General features: G+C 68.2%; 5 protein-coding genes. All 5 read right to left on the reverse strand.

What is annotated here, in order from left to right; all coding sequences use genetic code 11:
• Window positions 1-217: 217 nt before the first annotated feature.
• Window positions 218-1,483, reverse strand: a complete 1,266-nt coding sequence (locus QRN34_RS04080) for a substrate-binding domain-containing protein (protein ID WP_285402242.1) — start codon at window positions 1,481-1,483, stop codon at window positions 218-220.
• 270 nt (window positions 1,484-1,753) lie between these two features.
• Complete coding sequence (locus tag QRN34_RS04085; RefSeq protein WP_285402244.1) at window positions 1,754-15,418, reverse strand: filamentous haemagglutinin family protein; 13,665 nt, start codon at window positions 15,416-15,418, stop codon at window positions 1,754-1,756.
• The gene (locus QRN34_RS04090; RefSeq protein WP_285402246.1) at window positions 15,415-15,792 is read right to left on the reverse strand and encodes a hypothetical protein; all 378 of its coding nucleotides are present in this window, start codon (window positions 15,790-15,792) and stop codon (window positions 15,415-15,417) included. The genes QRN34_RS04085 and QRN34_RS04090 overlap by 4 nt, the downstream gene beginning before the upstream one ends.
• 102 nt (window positions 15,793-15,894) lie before the next feature.
• Complete coding sequence (locus tag QRN34_RS04095) at window positions 15,895-16,521, reverse strand: hypothetical protein (protein ID WP_285402248.1); 627 nt, start codon at window positions 16,519-16,521, stop codon at window positions 15,895-15,897.
• A gap of 9 nt (window positions 16,522-16,530) precedes the next feature.
• On the reverse strand, window positions 16,531-18,237 hold the full coding sequence (locus QRN34_RS04100) for a putative porin (RefSeq protein ID WP_285402250.1): 1,707 nt from the start codon (window positions 18,235-18,237) through the stop codon (window positions 16,531-16,533).
• Window positions 18,238-18,246 lie beyond the last annotated feature (9 nt).

Below are 18,246 nucleotides of genomic sequence, written 5' to 3' on the forward strand. Positions count from 1 at the left end.
TGAGCGAGTTCGGCCGCTTGCGGCCGCTGCCCGAGCGCAGAGTGTGACCACCCAGTACCTCCTCGCCGTGCCCTACGAGCGACGGGCTCCGGCTCCGGCTCCGGCTCTGGCTTCGGCCTCGAACTCGCGGCATTACCCGCCCATGCGCGAAGAACAAGAAAAAGGGGCCCGAAGGCCCCTCGTTCGTCACCGGACATCCCTGTCCGCACGCAGAACCTTAGTTGACCACGCAGCCGTTGATCTTGGCCTGGGTCATGTCGGCGTTGGTCAGGAACGCCAGGCCCGTGCCGGCGCCCGCACCGATGGTGACGGTGTTGTTGCGCACCGTGGTGTTGTACGGCGAGAAGAGCACGCCTTGCACCGCCGACAGGTCGGCGCCGTTGCCGCTCGAGTTGCCGAGCAGGTAGGACACGGCGAGGATCGGATAGCCGCTGGCCGGCTTGGCGTAGTTGGCCGGATCGACCAGGGCGACGCACTGCGTGGTGAGCGGCAGCGCGGCGATCGTCGGACGACCGTTGCTGTCGACCGCACCGATCGCCTTGTCGTAGGTCACGGCGACGGCGAGCGGGCCACCGAAGTTCGACGGATTGATGAAGGTGGACGGCGCGGCGTCGTTCGACACGCTGGCGAAGCGAACGTTGCTGGACACGGCGTTGGCCGCTTCCGCGTAACCGATCGAACCTTCCGTGGCGGCAACCGTCGAGACGACGGCCGGGTTACCCGAGGCCGTGACCGAAGCGGCATAGGACGGGATGTAGGCCGCGGCGGCGGTCGCATAGGACTGGTCGGTCTTGAACGCCGTCGCCGTGTTGTTGCCGCCGATCGAGGTGGCACCGCACTTGGCCGACAGGTGGTTCGAGAACGCGAACGACGTGCCGCTACCGTCGGCACGCGAAACGATCGTGATGTTGCCCGTGGTACCCGACGGGATACCGGCACCGGCGAGGCCGGCGTCGTTCCAGGTCTTGATCTGGCCGGAGAAGATCTTGCAGACCTGCGTTTCCGTGAGCTTGAGCGAGGTCACGCCCGTCTTCTTGAACGCCACCGCGATGGCGCCGGCGACGGCCGGAATCTGCACCGGCTGGCCGCTGCTGTGGCCGGAGGTGTAGGCGGTGTAGTCAGACGAAGACAGCGGCGAGTCCGAGCCGATGAAGTGCGGCTGGGCAAGGCCGGTCGCGCCGAAACCGGTCGGCACGGCGGTGGCCGAGCAGGCGGCGTTGACGTTCGCGACCGACGGATCGTTACCGGCCAGGATCTTCTTGCCGGTGCCGCTGCCGGTCTGGCAGTAGGTGGTCGGCTTGTTACCGGAGATCTGCGAGTAAGCCCAGAGCATGGAACCGTTGGCCGGGACGACCTGACGGCTCGACACGTCGAGGCCATAACCGACGGCCGGCAACGTGGCGCCACCGCCACGGATGGTGGCGCTCTGCGCGACGGCAAGCGACGCAACGCTCATCAGAACAGCGCCCGCGATCAACTTCATGCGGGTGTTTCCCATCGAGTTCTTGAAACGCATGGTGTATCCCCTTGCATAGAAGCCCCCCGATCGGGGGCGACGACAAAGGTGGCATCTTGCGGTGACGTGTTGATGGTGTTTCGGTGTCGCGGATTGTGATGCAACGATGACTTCGTTCACTCCACATAACGTGGCGATCACACCTCGTATTGAACGTACATATGCGTTGTCATCGCCCGCTGACGTTGTGCCTAAATAGCGCATGATTATCCCGATATTGCCGCATCTGCAACCTTCTCACAGCTGTCGCAGCGCGCGTCGCTCATCCTCCGTCAGTCGCGCATCGCCTGCCGCCTGATGGCCCAGTACCTGGACCGGACTGCCCGCGTCGTATCCGCGGGCAGGCGCGATGCTCGAGGTCGTGTCGCCGTCGCGAAGCACCTGCACCGATATCTCGGAAGGCAGCTTGTCGCGCGTGTCGGCCTGCTGCTTCCTGACGACATCTTCCGCGGCCTGCGTCGCCGCGGTCGCCGCCGCACTCGCCGCATTGAGCGCACCGATGTTCACCGATGCCGTGACCGGAACACCCACCGACTCACCGGTGACCTGGATGTTGTCGGCGTTGGCGACACGCGCCGCGGCGATGACGAGGTTGCCTGCCACACGAATACCCGCGTCGCCCGCATCCACCGTACCGCGCGGCGCGATGAGATAAGCGTTGCCGGCCGGCGCACCTTCCACGGTCTGCAAGGTGGCGATGCCCGCGCCGGCGACCTGCCCGCGCGCATCGATACGACACCACGCATCGACGTCGCACACGTAGACCGGCGGCGGCACCTCCGCCGTGGTCTTGGCGCCCAGGCCGGCGTTGATATCCCCGTTCGAGCTCCAGATCGTGACGTTGCCGCCGCGCTCGGTAAAGATGCGGCTCTGGGCCAGCAGCACGCTCTTGTCGGTGAACAGGTTGACGCTGCCCGTCTCGAGGGTGAGCACACCCATGGTGTTCGGTCCCGCAAGCACGCGACCGTTGATGTCGACGATCTGCGATGGCGCTCCCGTGCTGCCGATGAGTGCCTGGCCGCCGGGACCGAGGATGGTCACGTCACCACCCTGCTGCGTCTGGATCGTGGAGCTGCGCACGTCCAGGTTGCCGGTGTCCACCGGCTTCGTCGCCCCGTTGAGGCCACCCTGGCCGGTACCGTTGGCGGTATAGCCGTCACTGGCGGGGAACATGGCCTCCACGGCGGCATAGCCACGGGCGTACTGACTGAAGTACTTGCTTTCCGGGCTGTTGTAGTCGGCACCGACCTGTGCCAACAGCTTGAACAGCGCTTTCTGCGCGAACAGCCGCTGCACATCGTCCGGCTGCCGGGCGAACAGTGACCGCGCCTGCGCCGCCGTCAACGTCACCGCGACCTCGTCGCCCACGTGGCCCGTGTCCGTTACCGTACCCGCGAGCCGCCGCTGCATGAAATCGACGAGGTCGGGCACGAGGCTCGGCAGGCCGTCGGCGCCATCGAGGTAATGGGCCAGGAAGCCCGCCGTGTCCATGCCCGGACCGACGCCGAAGTTCACCAGGATCTCGGCGCTTTCGTGCGGCAGGTAGGGATTGTACAGATTGCCCACGGCCTGGATGCCCGTCGGCTTGCTCACCTGACCGACCTGCGTCTCCGCCGCCACGTCGGTCTGGCTGGTGAATGGCCCGATGTCGCGACCGGCATCGACGAGGAACGCGCCCGGTCCTCCCAGCAGCAGCGAGGGCGCGAGATGATAGGCATTCGGAATGGGCCCGTAGAAGCTCACGTTGGCGAGATAGGGCGTGTCGTAGATGTCACGTCCGGCCCGCACACGCGTGATGTCGGCGCGGCGGGTGTGTTGCCCCACCAGCGACAGGTTCACGATATCCCTGCCCGCCTGGATGAAGGCCTGCTTGGCCGGGTAGATGACCAGCGACAGGTAGTTGAAGCCGTTGGGCGCGTCCAGGCCGTCGGTGATGTCACCACCCAGCGCATAGATCCGGACGGGTTGCACGTCGTCGCGATGCAGGCCGTCCGCATCGTGGTAAATCGCATTCTGCGCGGTGCGATCGTCGACACCCAGGTAGATCGACTGGTTGGGCACCGGCGCGAGCGGGTTGGGCATGCCTGCCGGATCGCTGTCGATCAGGCCGAAGCCCGTACCCAGCGAATCCAGGATCGTCTGCCGCGAGAACGCGATCCCGCCGCTGGCCAGCAGCGACAGGTTGCCGGATGCCGATGGGAACAGTTCCCCGTTGACGCGGATGTCGATATCGCCACCGAAGGCGTTCATGGCCAGGGAGGCTGGCAGGACGGGGCCAGCGACGCCGCCGGCACCAAAGACCAGCCCCGGTGCCGACAGGCTGCCGAAGACCAGGTCGCCGGCCAGGGCGCTCACCGTGAGCGCCGACCGCGCCGAGTACGACTGGGCATCGGGGTGCGTCGCAGGCAACAGGGCCGTGAACACGCCGGTCGAGTTGTAGTACGACGGGTTGTACACGCCCCCCAGGTCGACGCCTTGCCGGCCGCTTACCGTCGCCACCGTGTCCTGCATGCCGATCAGCGTCGACACGGGTGTGATGGTGTCGCCCAGCCCGGTGACGTTGCCGACGTTGACGGCCGACAACGCTTCCGAGGCGCCGATGCGACCGTCCGCGCGGATGTCCGCCTTGCCGCGCGCCACGAAATAGGCGCCGCTGAGGATATCGCCGCCCGCATGCACGGCGAGGTCGCCCCCGCCCACCGTCGTGATCGCATCGCGGGCATCGTTGGCGTACCACGTGGTGGGAAGCGATACGGACAACTCGCCGATGGTTCCGCCCGCCTGTACGTCCACGTTGCCGCCCAGGCTCATGACGCCCTGGCGGAAGTTGGAGAAGTCGATCGACGAGCGACTGCCGTCGGCGGCGTTGCCCACTTGCATCCATTGCCACCAGTACTGCGAGATGGGCGTCCCCGCCGTACCCTTGGTGAGGCTGCCATCGGTATCGCTCACCGACTGGATGCCCTGGATATTGCCGGCGGCATGCAACGAGAGGTCGCCGGCGCGATCGGGATTCACCAGTCCGTTGACGACCATGTTCGGCTGCGTGTCCGCCGCTCCCGGCGCACGCTCGGAAGGCCGCAGCACGCTGACGTCGGTACCGGCGGTGGTTCCTTCCGCCGGTTCACCCGCCGTGTAGATCGTCGCCGGTGCCGCGGTGTCCAACCACGCGATATCGCCGGCCGAAGCGACGTCGATCGAACCGGTGCCGGTGCGTATCGTGGTGGGCATCAGCCAGGTCTTGCCGGCGTACGGACTGCGAGGCGTCACGACGGTGGCATCCGTGACCGTGTCCTGCACGGCGAAGTGACCGGCCAGGCGCACGTCGCCAGTACCCGTGGCCAACGTCGCCAGCGGATCGGTGGCGACGGTGTCCGCCCCGGCGATGAGACGGTACGACGTGCTGGAACCGCCCAGCAGGGTCGCCGACGCGAACGACGCGGGGTTACCCAGCGACGGCATGTTCGAAGGCGAATTGTTCGGAGCCGGCGGCGGCACGACGACGGGCGTCGTACTGCCACCACCACCGCCACCGCCACCACTGCCACCACCATCGCCCGGCCCGGTGGCGACCGCGTCGGACTTCGGCGCAAAGGGGGCATAGAACAGCTGGCTGCCGGAGAGCCGGTTGCCGACGCTCCCGTTCACGTAGCGGAAATAGGTGTCGTGACCACCGATATACGTGGTGTAGTTCGTCGACCAGGTCGTGTATTCGTTATCCACCGGCAGAAGGATCGGCGATGGGGTGACGCCACGGTTGTCGACGCTGAAATTGCCTTCCAGCCAGGTCTCGTAGTCGGTCGCGTAGTCGGCATAGTTCGCATACGAACCCGGCTGGGGCGCCGCCAGGGTGGTCGGGTTGTAGACCAGGAAACCGACCACGTTGTTCGCACGCGCAAACGCCGCCGCCCAGGCCGGGTTGTCCCCGTCGCCCATCTCGGTCAGGTACTGCTGGTAGTTCGCATAGTAGGCGTCGGTCTGCGTCTTCAGCGGCGCCTGCAAGGGCTGGTAGTACGGGTCCTTGCTGATATCGGCGGTACCGCCGCCGGGCGTCATCGCGTTATCGGGGTCCCCGTCGCGCAGGTTGATGCTGCCGTTCCAGATGCCATTCTGGTCGAAGTAGCTCTGGATCGTCTGGTAGGAAGCCACCGACTGGTCATAGGCAGGATTCGAGTCCGAAGGCACCGCGTCCGACTTCGGTGCAAAGGGCGCATAGAACAGCTGGCTGCCGGAGAGCCGGTTGCCGACGCGCCCGTTCACGTAGCGGAAGTAGGTGTCGTGACCGCCGATATAGGTGGTGTAGTTCGTCGACCAGGTCGCATAGTCGCCATCCACCGGCAGCAGGATCGGCGATGGGGTGACGCCGCGGTTGTCGACGTCGAAATGGCCTTCCAGCCAGCTCTCGTAGTCGGTCGCATAGTCGGCATAGTTCGCATACGAACCCGGCTGCGGCGCCGCCAGGGTAGTCGGGTTGTAGACCAGGAAACCGACCACGTTGTTCGCGCGGGTAAATGCTGCCGCCCAGGCCGGGTTGTCCCCGTCGCCCATCTCGGTCAGGTACTGCTGGTAGTTCGCATAGTAGGCGTCGGTCTGCGTCTTCAACGGCGCTTGCAAGGGCTGGTAGTACGGGTCCTTGCTGATATCGGCGGTACCGCCGCCGGGCGTCATCGCGTTGTCCGGATCGCCGTCGCGCAGGTTGATGCTGCCGTTCCAGATGCCGTTCTGGTCGAAGTAGCTCTGGATCGTCTGGTAGGACGCGACGGACTGGTCATACGCCGGGCTCGTCCCCGAGCTCGGATTCGCCCCCGACCCCGAGCCCGAACCCGAGCCGCCGCCGACGCCGTCCGACTTCGGCGCGAAGGGCGCATAGAACAGCTGGCTACCGCTGAGCCGGTTGCCGACGCGCCCGTTCACGTAGCGGAAATACGTATCGTGCCCGCCGATATAGGCGGTGTAGTTCTGCGACCAGGCCGCGTACTCGCTATCCACCGGCAACAGGATCGGCGACGGGGTGACGCCACGGTTGTCGATGTCGAAATGGCCTTCCAGCCAGCTCTCGTAGTCGGTCGCGTAGTCGGCATAGTTCGTATACGAACCCGGCTGCGGCGCCGCCAGTGTGGTCGGGTTGTAGACCAGGAAGCCGACCACGTTGTTCGCGCGTGAGAAGGCCGCCGCCCAGGCCGGGTTGTCGCCGTCGCCGTACTCGACGAGGTACTGCCGGTAATTCGTGTAGTAAGCCGTGCTCTGGCCCTGGAGCGGAGCCTGCAACGGCTGGTAGTACGGATCCTTGCTGATATCGGCGGTGCCGCCGCCGGGCGTCATCGCGTTATCGGGGTCGCCGTCGCGCAGGTTGATGCTGCCGTTCCACAGGTTGCCGTTGTCGACGAGGTACTGGTCGGCGGTCTGGTACGCGGCCACGGAATCGGTATAGCCATTGTCCGGAGGCGTACCCGGATCGGTCGGATCGGTCGGGTTCGTCGGGTCCGTGGGGTTGGTGGGGTCCGTCGGGTTGGTCGGCGACGTGGCCTTGCCCGGGTTGTTGAAGGCAGCACCGTCGTTCTGCTGGTAGAAACCATCCGTGATGCTGGCCTTGAGGTCGAGATGGCCGGCCGCGCGCACCGTCAGGATCGGCGCCTCGCTGCCATAGCGATAGGCGAGCTGGATTCTGCCGTCGCTACCGGTGACGCCCGCGCCCAGGTTCCAGTTGGTGAGCACGGCGATGTCGCCCTGCGACGGGCCGTCGGAAGGATTGCGCAGCTCGATGCCCGGTCGCACGTTCACGTTCCGGATGTCCGCGAAGCGCGAGCCGAAGCTGAAGCCCGGCTGCTGCACGAAGCCCATCAGCGTGCCCGGGCCGTTCGCGATGTCGCCACCCAGGTAACCGTAGAAGCCGGCATGGTCGGCGTTCACGGCATCCGGGAAGAAGAAGTACTTCGACAGGTAGGTCGCGATCTGGTCGTCGCCGACCGGCGCGGCCAGGACCTTGCCGGATGCATCGGTCCACTTGCCCGCCACCATCGTGGCGCCGCCATTCGCGTACCAGCCGGCGGGGTCGACGATGCCGTCGAAATGCTGCGCGCCCGTGGAGGTGTCCTTCGTGCTCCACACGGCATAGGGCTCGAGGGTGACGTCGCGCGCGCCCTTGATCGCCGAGGCGGCGTCGACGGTGATCGGCACGTCGCCGTCGGCAAGCAGCGGCGCGCGCATGCTGACGCGACCGCCGGAGAACGCATCGCCGGAACCGCCGGAGACGTCGATGCCCGCATTCGCGCCGATATGGATGTAACCGGCATCCTGGCGGTCCACCTGCTCGTAGCCGCGGGTCGGGTCCAGCTGGCCGTTGGGCGTGCCCGTGGTGCCCAGCACCACGTCGCCACCGCGCTGGGCGGGAATGGACGTGTGCGCATCCAGCTGGCCTTCGATATCCACGCCCTGGCGGCCCCACACCTCGATACGGCTGCCTGCCGGGGCACTCGCGTCGATGCGACCGTCCACGCGCGCCGTGCCGCCGTTGGCGTACAGGTACACCTTCTGCGCCGTCAACGCATGGCCGGCAGACAGCGTGAGGTCGCCCTGCCCGCTGCTGATGTCGACGAGGCCCGTCGCACCTGCCGAAGCGGCGAGTGCCGAGAGGGCATCCAGGTCCAGCGTGCCACCCGAGCCGACCGTGAAGTAACCGCCACGGTTACCGGCAAGCGCATGGCCGTCGTAGCTGCCACCGAGCAGGAGATTGCCGCCGGCCACCGCATGGAACGTACCGGCGTCACCGCCCTGGGTCGTGCCCGCGAAACGCATCGCCGCGCCGTCGCCGATGACGATGTTCCCCTTGCCGGCGTCGAGCCTGACATTGCCGCCGGCGGAATACGCGGCGGTGTCGAAGAAGGTGCGGACCGCGCCGGAGGCGTCGAGCACCGTGCCGGGGGTGACCGTCAGGTCGCCGTCCGTCGCACGCAGCCGCAGCGTTCCCGAGGTAGCAGTGAGGTTCATGGCATCGTCGAGGGACGCCGCCTGCAGGGTCAGTGAACCGCCGAGCCCGTCGCGGGTCAGGGCGCTCCCGGCGGCGCCACGCAGCGACATCGTTCCCGTCGTGCCGAGCGTCGTCGCACCACCGCCGTCGGCGACGAATACCGGCGCGCTGAGCGCCACGGCGGCGGCGCCGAAGTCGACCCCGCCCTGCCCCTGGGCGACAAAGCCTTGCGCGGCGGTGGCGTTGAAGGCATCGAATCCATGCAGGGCGAGCGTGCCGGCGCCGAAATCCACCTCGCTGGCCTGGGCGTCGAACGTGCCGGACCCTGCCAGCGCCGCACCCGCGGCGGCGCCGAGCACGTTGGCGAATGTCAGCGTGCCCGCGCGCAGGCGCACGTCGCTGCCGTCGCCGACCAGCGCACCCGCACTGAGTGTCAGCGCCCGATCGAACGCGATATCGAGCGGACCGACGAAGTCGATCTCGCCACGGCTTCGCAGCACCACGCTGTCCGCGCCACGCAGCTGCGCGACGGTTCGCGAGCCGATGGAAAGGCCGTCATCCGCGCCGACCGCACCGTCCGCCACGAAGCTCACGCGGTTGGCGGTGGCATCGATCGACTTGCCCGACAGCGAGGCGCTGTCGTCCACGCGCATGCGGCCGGTGGCGTCAAGGGTCAATGCGTTGCCGCCGTCCACACTGGCGCCGGCGCCGATGGTGAGGCGCCCCTGCGCCGTCCCGTCGACGGGCAGGCCCAGGCGGGTCACCGACGAAGCGCCGTTCTGCGACACACGCAGCAGTGAGCCGTCGCCGCTGATCGCAGCGACCGGCGCACCGCTGGCGTCGATCGCTGCGTTCCGACCGAACACCAGGGCGTTGTTGCCACCCGTGTTCGCGTCGCCACGCCCCTGGATGACGCTGCCATCGTCGAGCACCACGCCTTCGCCATCCGGCGAACCCGCGGCCACCAGGAGGATTTCCTGGCCCGACAGCGGATGCGCCGCATCGTTCGACAGCAGGACGCTGCTCGCCTTCACGTCCACATGGTCGCCGTCGGCCGCTGCGCTGCGGGTGCCGCCGATGAGCAGGCTTCCCGCACCCAGGGTGGTCAGGCCGTCGGCGGCGATGCCGAGGTAGCCGTCGCGTGCCACATCGCCGGCGCCGAGGATCTGGATGGCCTGCCCCGCGATGTCCACCTGCGAGGTACGCCCGCCCTTGCCCGGCGTGGTGGCCAGCGTGGCACCCAGGTCCAACCGCTGGCCCGCGTCGATCATCAGGCGGCCGGCGTCCATCGGACGCTGCGTGGCGACCTGGCCTTTCTTGCTCGCCAGGCTGGTGAAGAAGGTATCCGCATCGGTGAAGCGGTACTGCGAATACTGCTGCCACACCGGTGCCGACTGCACGAGGAAGCGGGTGTTGCGCGCATCGCGCGCACCACTGAGGGCATCGCCGAAGTAACCGGACACGGCATAGGTGCCGTCGGCCATGCGCGAGGAACGGCCCAGCACGCTGTCCTGCGCCGTGGTGTCCTGCACGATGCGGTAGGCGCCGCTGAGCTGCGCGTACTGCGCAGGCAACAAGGTATACATCCCTGCGGGCAAGCCAGGCATGCCGGAAAGGTAGACGGACTGTCCCACGCGGGGCTGCGTACCGCCCGCACTGGAGAAAGCGCTGTCCTGCGCCGCGACCGGGCCGGTGAACCCGGGGAGGATCGCGTACACGGCCGCGCCCGTGCCCGTTGCTGACGACGCGAGCACGTCGCGTGTGCCACCCACGCCGGCGACGAACTCAGCCGCCTGCAACTGGCCACCGCCGGCAAGATCGATCGATGCACCGCTGTCCAGCGCCAGCGCGGTTCCGTGCAGTTCCACCTGCTTCGACGGCGGTGCCGTCAGCGCGGCCGAGGACACGTTGGCCGCACCGTTATAGCGCCAGTCCACGCCGTCGACGGTGCTGCCGTAGGGCACGGTCGCGCCACCCAGCGACACCGAGGTGATGCTTCCCGGAGCGAGGTGCACCGAGGTCGTGGCCACGAGCGGCGCGTAGGCGGCGCCCAGACCGAAGGCGGACGCGGCGGCCTGCGGATCGCTCACGCCGAGAATCAACGAGCCCGCCGGCGCGCGCAGCGTGCCCTGCTGCTCGATGTGATCCGCGCTGACCAGCAGCGCGCCGCCCGCGGACAAGGGTGCGGACGACGGTCCGCCGGGAAGGAAGGTGACTGTGGTTTCGCGGGCGTTGCCCTGCGCATCGGCGATCCCCGAGGCGTTCGCGTCGATGACGAACCGGTAGTCGGTGGCGGGATAGACCTGCGCGGCGCGGAAGGTGAGATCGCCGGTGCTGAAGAGCATGCCCGGCACACGCGCACCCGCCGTGTCGTAGGCAAGCTGCGCGTCCTGGGCGAAGCGGAGATCGCCCGTGGCGTTGAACGACGCACCGCTCCAGCCCTGCAGGTTGAGGGCGCCGCCAAGGTCGATCGCGTTCGCCTGCACGAGCAGGGTGCCGTCGCCGGCCTCCGCTGCCGTCACGCTGGGTGCGCCGCCCGCCAGGTGAACGTAGGGCGCGCGAAGATGGACCTGGCCGTTACCGCTGCGGAATCCGTTCACCGGCTCCGTGCCGGTCGCGTCGTTGCCGACGGCCCGATAGGCCAGCGCATACGCCGAGAACGACCGTGCGAGATCGAGATCGACGTCGCCTGCAAAGGTCACCGGTACGATCGTGTTCGCGACACCGCCCGCAGGGTCGGCACCCAGCGACAGGCTCGCGATGCCCGATCCCTGCAGACGGTCCGCCCCGAAGGCGAGCACACCCTGCGCGGAGGCACCGGTATCGGTGACGGAGGAGGCGTAGCCAGGCGCGTCTTCCACCCGGGCGCGAACGAGCATCGTGACGGGCGCCCAGGCGTCGCCGCCCACCTCGTCGCGCGGCACGATGGCCAGCGAACCGCCCTCGCCACGCGTGTCGCCGGCATGCGCGCTCAGTGCGGCGCCCAGGTACAGGCCCGAGACGGCGCCAATCGTGATGTTGCCGGCGTCGCTCCATACCGCGGTGGGGGCGTCGTCCACCGTCGTGCCGTTGAGCCGACGCGTGCCCGTCGGCAGGTCGTAGGTGTCGCTGGCGCCGGAGACATCGATGACCGACCCGTTCGCCGCGACCACGTAGCCCGTATAGGGCGAGTCGAGCGTGACACGGCCACCGTCGAGCACCGTGCCGGTACGTGGCGTGGCGCGCACCGACACACCTGCGCCCGCGCCCGCGCCCGTCAGCGTCGCCGGCGTGGCCTGGGTGTCGATCAGCGAGACGCCGCTGGCGTCCAGTACACCCGTGGCACCCAGCCAGACCCGCGAAGGCTGCACCTGCACCGTGTTGCCGGCCTTGCTGTTCGTCAGCGAGATGTTGCCGCCTGGCGCGCGCAACGTGCCGTCGACGACCACCGCACCCGGGGAAGCGAGCGCGATCGTGCCGCCGGCGTCCACCACCACCTGCGCACCCGCGCCGATGTCCGCCGATCCGCTGACGCCGGCATAGACCGGCGCGGCCGACTGCCCGCCCGCGGAACCGCGCGAGGGCCATCCGAGGTAATCGCCGGCGACCAGGGTGAAGCCCGGCCCCTGTCCGGTTCCGGTGCCACGCGTGGCCCAGCGCTGGTACGGATCGAGGTAACCGATGACCGACGCACCGTTGGACGCATCGATATCCGTTCCACTGCCAAGGAAGCGCAAGGCATCCAGGTCGGCGACGCGATTGGCGCGCCGCACCTGGACCTGTGTGCCGGGCGCGACCGTCGCGTCGGTGACCGCGTGCAGCACGTAGTTGTCGAAGCCCTGCCCCTGGAAGAACGACGGCGTGAGGTAAAGCCCGTTCGGCTGGGTCATGGCGGCGGGATCGCCACCCACCTGGACCTGCGCCGCGTGCAGGGCAAGCGTGCCGCCGCCGGCGAATCCATACGCGTTGATCGCGCCATCCATGACGAGGTAGCCGCTGTCCAGCGCCGTGGGAGGCTTCTGGTCGCCGAACGCCAGGGTGGACGGCACGTCGTAAAGCAGCAGCGACACGTTGCCGCCACGCCCCAGGGGAACGCCGTTCGCCGTCGCCACGCGAGCGTCGAGGCCCACGTAACCCCCGCTGGAGACATCGATCGTGCTGCCGCGGGCCAAGCGGATGGAGCCGGTCTGGTCGACCTGCGCCTCGACATCGCCCTGGTAGCTCTGGCGGGTGGCGAGGGTGATGTTTCCGCCATCGACGAAGTGGCTTCCTGCCACGTCCGTGCCTGCGCGATTCGTATCGTTCACCCACAGGCCGCGCGTGCTGAGCAGCGCGCCGTCGGTCAGGGTGATGTCCGGCGCGGGATTCGCATGGTCGGCGAACTGCGCCAGCGTCTGCGTCGTTAGCGTTATGGCGCCGGACGGCGCGACGAGGCTGCCATGGATGTCGATGCGGCCAGCGGCCATCGATACGCTGCCACCCGGCGACACGGTGACCTGGGTGCCTGCCGTCTCTTCGATCGCCCCGTCACGGTTGTTGATGGTGAGCGCGGAGAAGCCGCCCTTGCCCAGCGTATTCGCGGAAAGGAGCAACCATGTCTGGCCATCGTCCGACGGCGCCTGCACATCGGCAAGGTCGTCGCCGCCGTTGAAGCCCGGCATCAGCGATTCCAGCGTCTGCGAGGACTGCTGCAGGCGTACGCCGGGAATGACCTGGCGCGGCGCGATGGACACCGGGGTGGTATCGAAAACGAAGGTGCCGCCGTCCGGCGGCGTCCCGTTGGCGGCCTGCCGCGCACCGACCGTAGCCTGCGCCGTCATCTCGCCGTCCAGGGCCAGCCCGCTGCGCGCGTGCACCACCAGATCGCCCGCGTCGCTGCCGGAGACGAAGCCCTCGGCCCAGCGGCGCGAGCCGCCGAGCAGCGGCGAGTTATAGGTCTGCGATACGCCCCAGCGGGCGTGCGTCGCGGTGTACTGCCCGGCGAAGCCGATGTACTCCACGTCCGGATCGGCGGAGGAAATGTCGTAGATGCGACCGTCGGCACCCAGCAGGTTCGGCGTGGTGATCCAGCCCGCCTGGTAGGCAAGGTAACCGCCGTCGAGACGCAGGCTGGAACCCGAGCGGGCGATCACCTCGTTACCATCGAGCGTGATCGACCCGCCCCGGGTGAGCATCTGCGAAATATCGCGGGGCACGTTCTCCACGTAGCCCTTCACGTTCAAAATGGGGCTGCCGATCCAGTCGAGGCCGTCCGCGCGCGTGCCGGACTGGCTGCTGTCGATCAGCACATTCTTCTGCGTGTACAGGAAACCGTTGCGCAGCAGCGGGGAGTCGGCCAGTTCGTTCTGGCCGATGCGCGGCACGTTCACCAGCAGTGCGGACATCGGCAGATCGACATCGGCCAGGCCCGACACGTCGATCGTCGCGTTCGCATCCACGTAGACGCGGCCCGCGTTCGCCACCACCCCTTCGCCGGTGAGCGAGCTGTCGCGGATCGCGGTGAGCGCCACCGTCGAGCCCGGCGCTTCGATGAGCGCCCCGGAGGCGAGGCTCACGTTGCCGCCCGTCACCGTGACCTTGCCGGGCGTGAACACCTTGTCGGCGGCGGCGGTCGAGGAGGTCGTGGCGCCGTCCTTCTCCGGCAGGATGGTCGTGACCGACTGGGCGCCGAAGGTCACCGGACCCGAGCGGCTGCCCCGTCCCGACTGACCGGTGATGTTGATCGTTCCGGGTGCGGCGATACTGGTCGAGGCCACGACGACCCCGTCCTGCGCCACCCCGTAACCGGTGAGGTCGATCTCACCGCGACGCGCCTGCACCAGGCCGCGGTTGCTAACCGTGCCGCGCCCTTCCGTGTAGGCGCCGCTGGATGTCTCCGACAACAGGATGCGCCCGGACGTGCCCGCCAGCGATGCATCGAACACCGTGCCCGCGGCGAGGATCGCCTGGCCGTCGTCCGAGACCACCGCGCCTTCGTTGACGACGTTCGGCGCGGCGACGATCGCGAAACCCTGCGCACCGGTGGTGATGCCGGCGCCCTTCTCGATCGTGACGTCGTGCCCCGCGCCCGGGGCGAAGGCGGACTGCAACACACTCATTTGCGGGCCGCCCGAGGCGGTCGAGGCGAAGCCTTCCGCGAGGAACCTTGCGTTGCTGGTGGCCCGGTCGGGACTGTAGATATCCAGCGAGCTGGCGATCAGCGAATGCACGTTCACCTGCGAGCCGCTACCGAAGATCATGCCGTTGCGGTTGAGCAGGTACACCGTGCCTTCGGCCTTGATCTGGCCGAGGATCGTGCTGGGTTTCGCGGTGGGATCGGTGATGCGGTTGAGCGCCACCCAGTCATTCCCGCCCGAGGTGAGGTTGCCTGCGCTCTGGTTGACATACAGCGTGGTGTCGCGGCCGACATTGAAGCTGTCCCAGGTCAGGATCGCCTTCTTCGCCGTCTGCTTCACTTCCACCGTGTGCCTGGCGTTGGCTGCCACGGTATCGGTGGGCTGGCGTGCGTTCTGCCACAGCGTGGGATCGGCGGCGAGGCCGGCCGCCGGCTTCAGGCCACCCTCGGCCAGGCCGTCGGGCACGCCGGACACACGCGGTGCGGTGGCCGCGGCGGTGGCCTGCTGCTGCATCTGCGTGGCAAGGGCCGCTGCGGCATGGTCGAGGTTCTGGATCGACTGCTGCACACGTTGCTGCTGCAGCGCGTTACCCGGGGTGAGGCTGGCAGGCCTGCCATCGGCGCGTGGCACGGTATCGGACGATGAAGGCGTCGCGCCCGGCTGCCTGGCCGCCAGCCACGCCGCGCTGAACGGCGGAGGCGTCGTCGCCGCATGGGCGACACCGCCGCCGAACAGCGCCAGGGCGATCAGCCGGCACATCGCCTTGCGACGGAACGGCGGTCGCGACGCGGGCGGAAGCGGGCGGAGGGTGGCGGCAGGAGTCCGGATACGCGCGCTCATGAGAAATCACCAGTCATCGTTGCCACTTCATCGTTGAGTTCGGGCAGCGCGGCGAGCTCCCTGAGCTCCTCCCCGCTGAATTCGCGCAGTACGGCGCGGATCGCCAGGCGGCGACCGTCGTGCAGCCAGGCGTTGAGCACGCTGGCGATCGCGCGCATGGTCGACAGCGCGGTTTCCTCCAGCAGCGGCTTGCGGTGGCGCAGGTGCTCGACCACGGCATATCGCACGCGTGCGCCCAGGAAGGCGGACGACTCGTCCAGCAATCGCTGCAGCCCGTCGAGCGAACAGCGCGCCAGCAAGACATCGGCGGCCTTGGCCTGTCCGGCCGAGTAAAGCTGACGCAGCATCTCGGCCAGGGCGTAGGGACAGCTCATGTCGCGGCTCCCCGCATCGATCCGGGCACGCGACCACATCCGCGGCGCGCGATCCGTCGGCGAGGCGACGTCATGACCCGGATACATGGGCTACCCCCCGCCTCACGGTGTCGCCGATGCCTGGCCGGCCCGGGGGTCGAACCGCTGTTCGTAGAGCCGGTCGCCGAACGACTGCGCGGCGGCTTCCAGCTTCACCCGTGACTTCGCGGCAAACGGCTGCCGCGACGACACGATGTCGCCCAGGTCGATGTTCTCGTAGGCCGCGATCACATCCCTGCCCACCTGGTACATGCGGACATTGCGCGCGGTGCAGGCATCGACCTGGCCACGAACGACATCCAGCTCCCTGGCCAGGCGCGCGCGCTCGGCTTCCGCCGTGCGCAGCGCCACCCCCGACGACTCCCTGTCGGCCTTGCCACGTTGCACGTCCGCCTCGGCTGCTTCGCGGCGGCGGCGCTCGTCGGCGAGGGCGCGGACGGCATCCGGTGACGGACCGGCCGGCCGCTGCGATGCCGTGTGCGCCACGTCGTCGCTATGCCTGGCCTCGTCGCGCTCTTTCTCCAGCGCCGCCTTCTGCACGGCCCACTGCGATTGCTGGGCCTGCAGGTCTTGCAGTTGCGTGCGGGTGTCGCGCAACTGGTCGCGCAGCCGGCTTTCCAGGCTGGCGGTCTGCGCGAACGCCGTGGGGCACACGGCGAGCAGCGCGAGGACGATGAGGGTTCGTTTCATGTCGTCTCCTCAGAACCGGGCATTCATTTCGAGCTGGAAGACATCGATCGACAGCGGCGGCCCGAACACTTCCCGGGCATTGAAGTAATGCAGGGTCAGCCATGCGTAGGTGGACACGCCGTAGCTGCCGCCGAGGATGAAGCCCTTGGCGTTGGTGCCGCCCAGGTGGAAGTCGGTGTCGGTCAGGCCATCGAGCACGGCGTCCGGTTGCAGGTACTTGTAGGCCAGGCTGACGTTCCAGTCGCCCGCGGCATGCGGATTCACGTCGCCCAGGGTGGCGCGCAGCATCCAGCCCACCGGGCCGCTCTTGTACGTCGCTTCGCTGACGTCGCCGGCACCGAAGTTGTTCACCAGCCGGTTGACGCCCACGTCCGGCCGGAACGCGTCGCGACGGTGGTAGGCCAGGTTGCGCAGGTAATCCGCTTCCAGCCGCAGCGGCGTGTCCGCCACCTTGGTGTCGAACTGGGTGGTGGCGTTGGCGACGTGGTAGTCGTAGACCAGGCCGGCGAACTGCGGCTGCGCATAGCGCGACGGCGAGGCCGGGTCCGGGACGATGTTGCGGATCAGGAACAGCGAGTTGCCCTTCTGCATGAAGGCCGAACGGGTATCGTCCGTGTCGCAGTAGTTCACACCCAGGTAGATCGAGCACGGCGACGACAACTCGCCGCGCATGTGATCGAAGCGGTAATAGGCCAGGCCGAGTTTCCAGCGCGTATCCTCGCTGAACGACCAGGTGCCGCCGATCTGCGCGCCGGTCATCCACTTGTCGCGGCTGGCGTCCTTGGCCGGTCCGTTGGAGGGGAAGTCGTCGGCCTGGTATTCGATGGGGAACATGCCGACCGTGGCGAACGTGCTGACGTCATCGCTCACGGGTACGTCGAACCGGCCGGCCACACCGTCGAAGTTCAGGTCGTTCGAATACAGCAGGTCGGTGCTCATGAAGGGGTTGGGCATGCGCCCGCCGATGAACTGCGCCCACGCGGTCGGCTTCCAGGCCAGCCAGGCCTGGTCGAGCCACAGGTCCTTCTTGGCCAGGCCGCCACCCAGCGTCTGCGTCGTCGAGACCGGGTTGTTGTCGTTACCCGTGCCGATGCGGATACCCGCGGTGACGCCCTGCCCCAGGTCCACGTTCACGCCCAGGCGCGCGCGGATGCGCAGCGAGTTGGTGCGGTTCTGCAGGGTGTTGAGCAAGGGCGGCAGGTTGCCGCTGTTGAGGTCGTACGGCCCGGTGCGGTTGAGCTGCGCGAAGTCGACCATCGTGGGCACGTTGCCCTTGTCGTAGTAATGGAACTCGTCGCGCACGCGCATGTCGCCGGTCCACTGGATGCGGTCCAGCCACTCCGGCAGCTTGCCGGGCTCGGCCCAGTGTTCCTGTTTCGCCTGGGCGACCACTTCCTGGCGCAGTTCATCCTTGATCTGGTTGCGCACCACCTCCGGCACGTAGGTGACCCGCACCTGGCCCGGCGTGGCCGGCGCGGCATTCGCGGTACCGGCCAGTTTCTGCGCCTGGGCCGCCTCGGCGGCGGCCTGGGCGACGAGTCCGTCGGCATCGGACTGGGTCAGCACGCCACGCTTCACCAGCAGGCGAACCAGGTTGATCGTGGCGTTGTCCGAGGGTGCGTTTTGCGCGTGCACCGAGCCTGCGAAGATCGCCAGGCCGATGGCGGCGGCCAACATGGCGCGCGCGGGGCGATGGCGGGCCTTTCCGATGGTCATGCGAACTCT

This window comes from Luteibacter sp. ME-Dv--P-043b (assembly GCF_030209605.1).
Taxonomy (GTDB): Bacteria; Pseudomonadota; Gammaproteobacteria; order Xanthomonadales; family Rhodanobacteraceae; genus Luteibacter.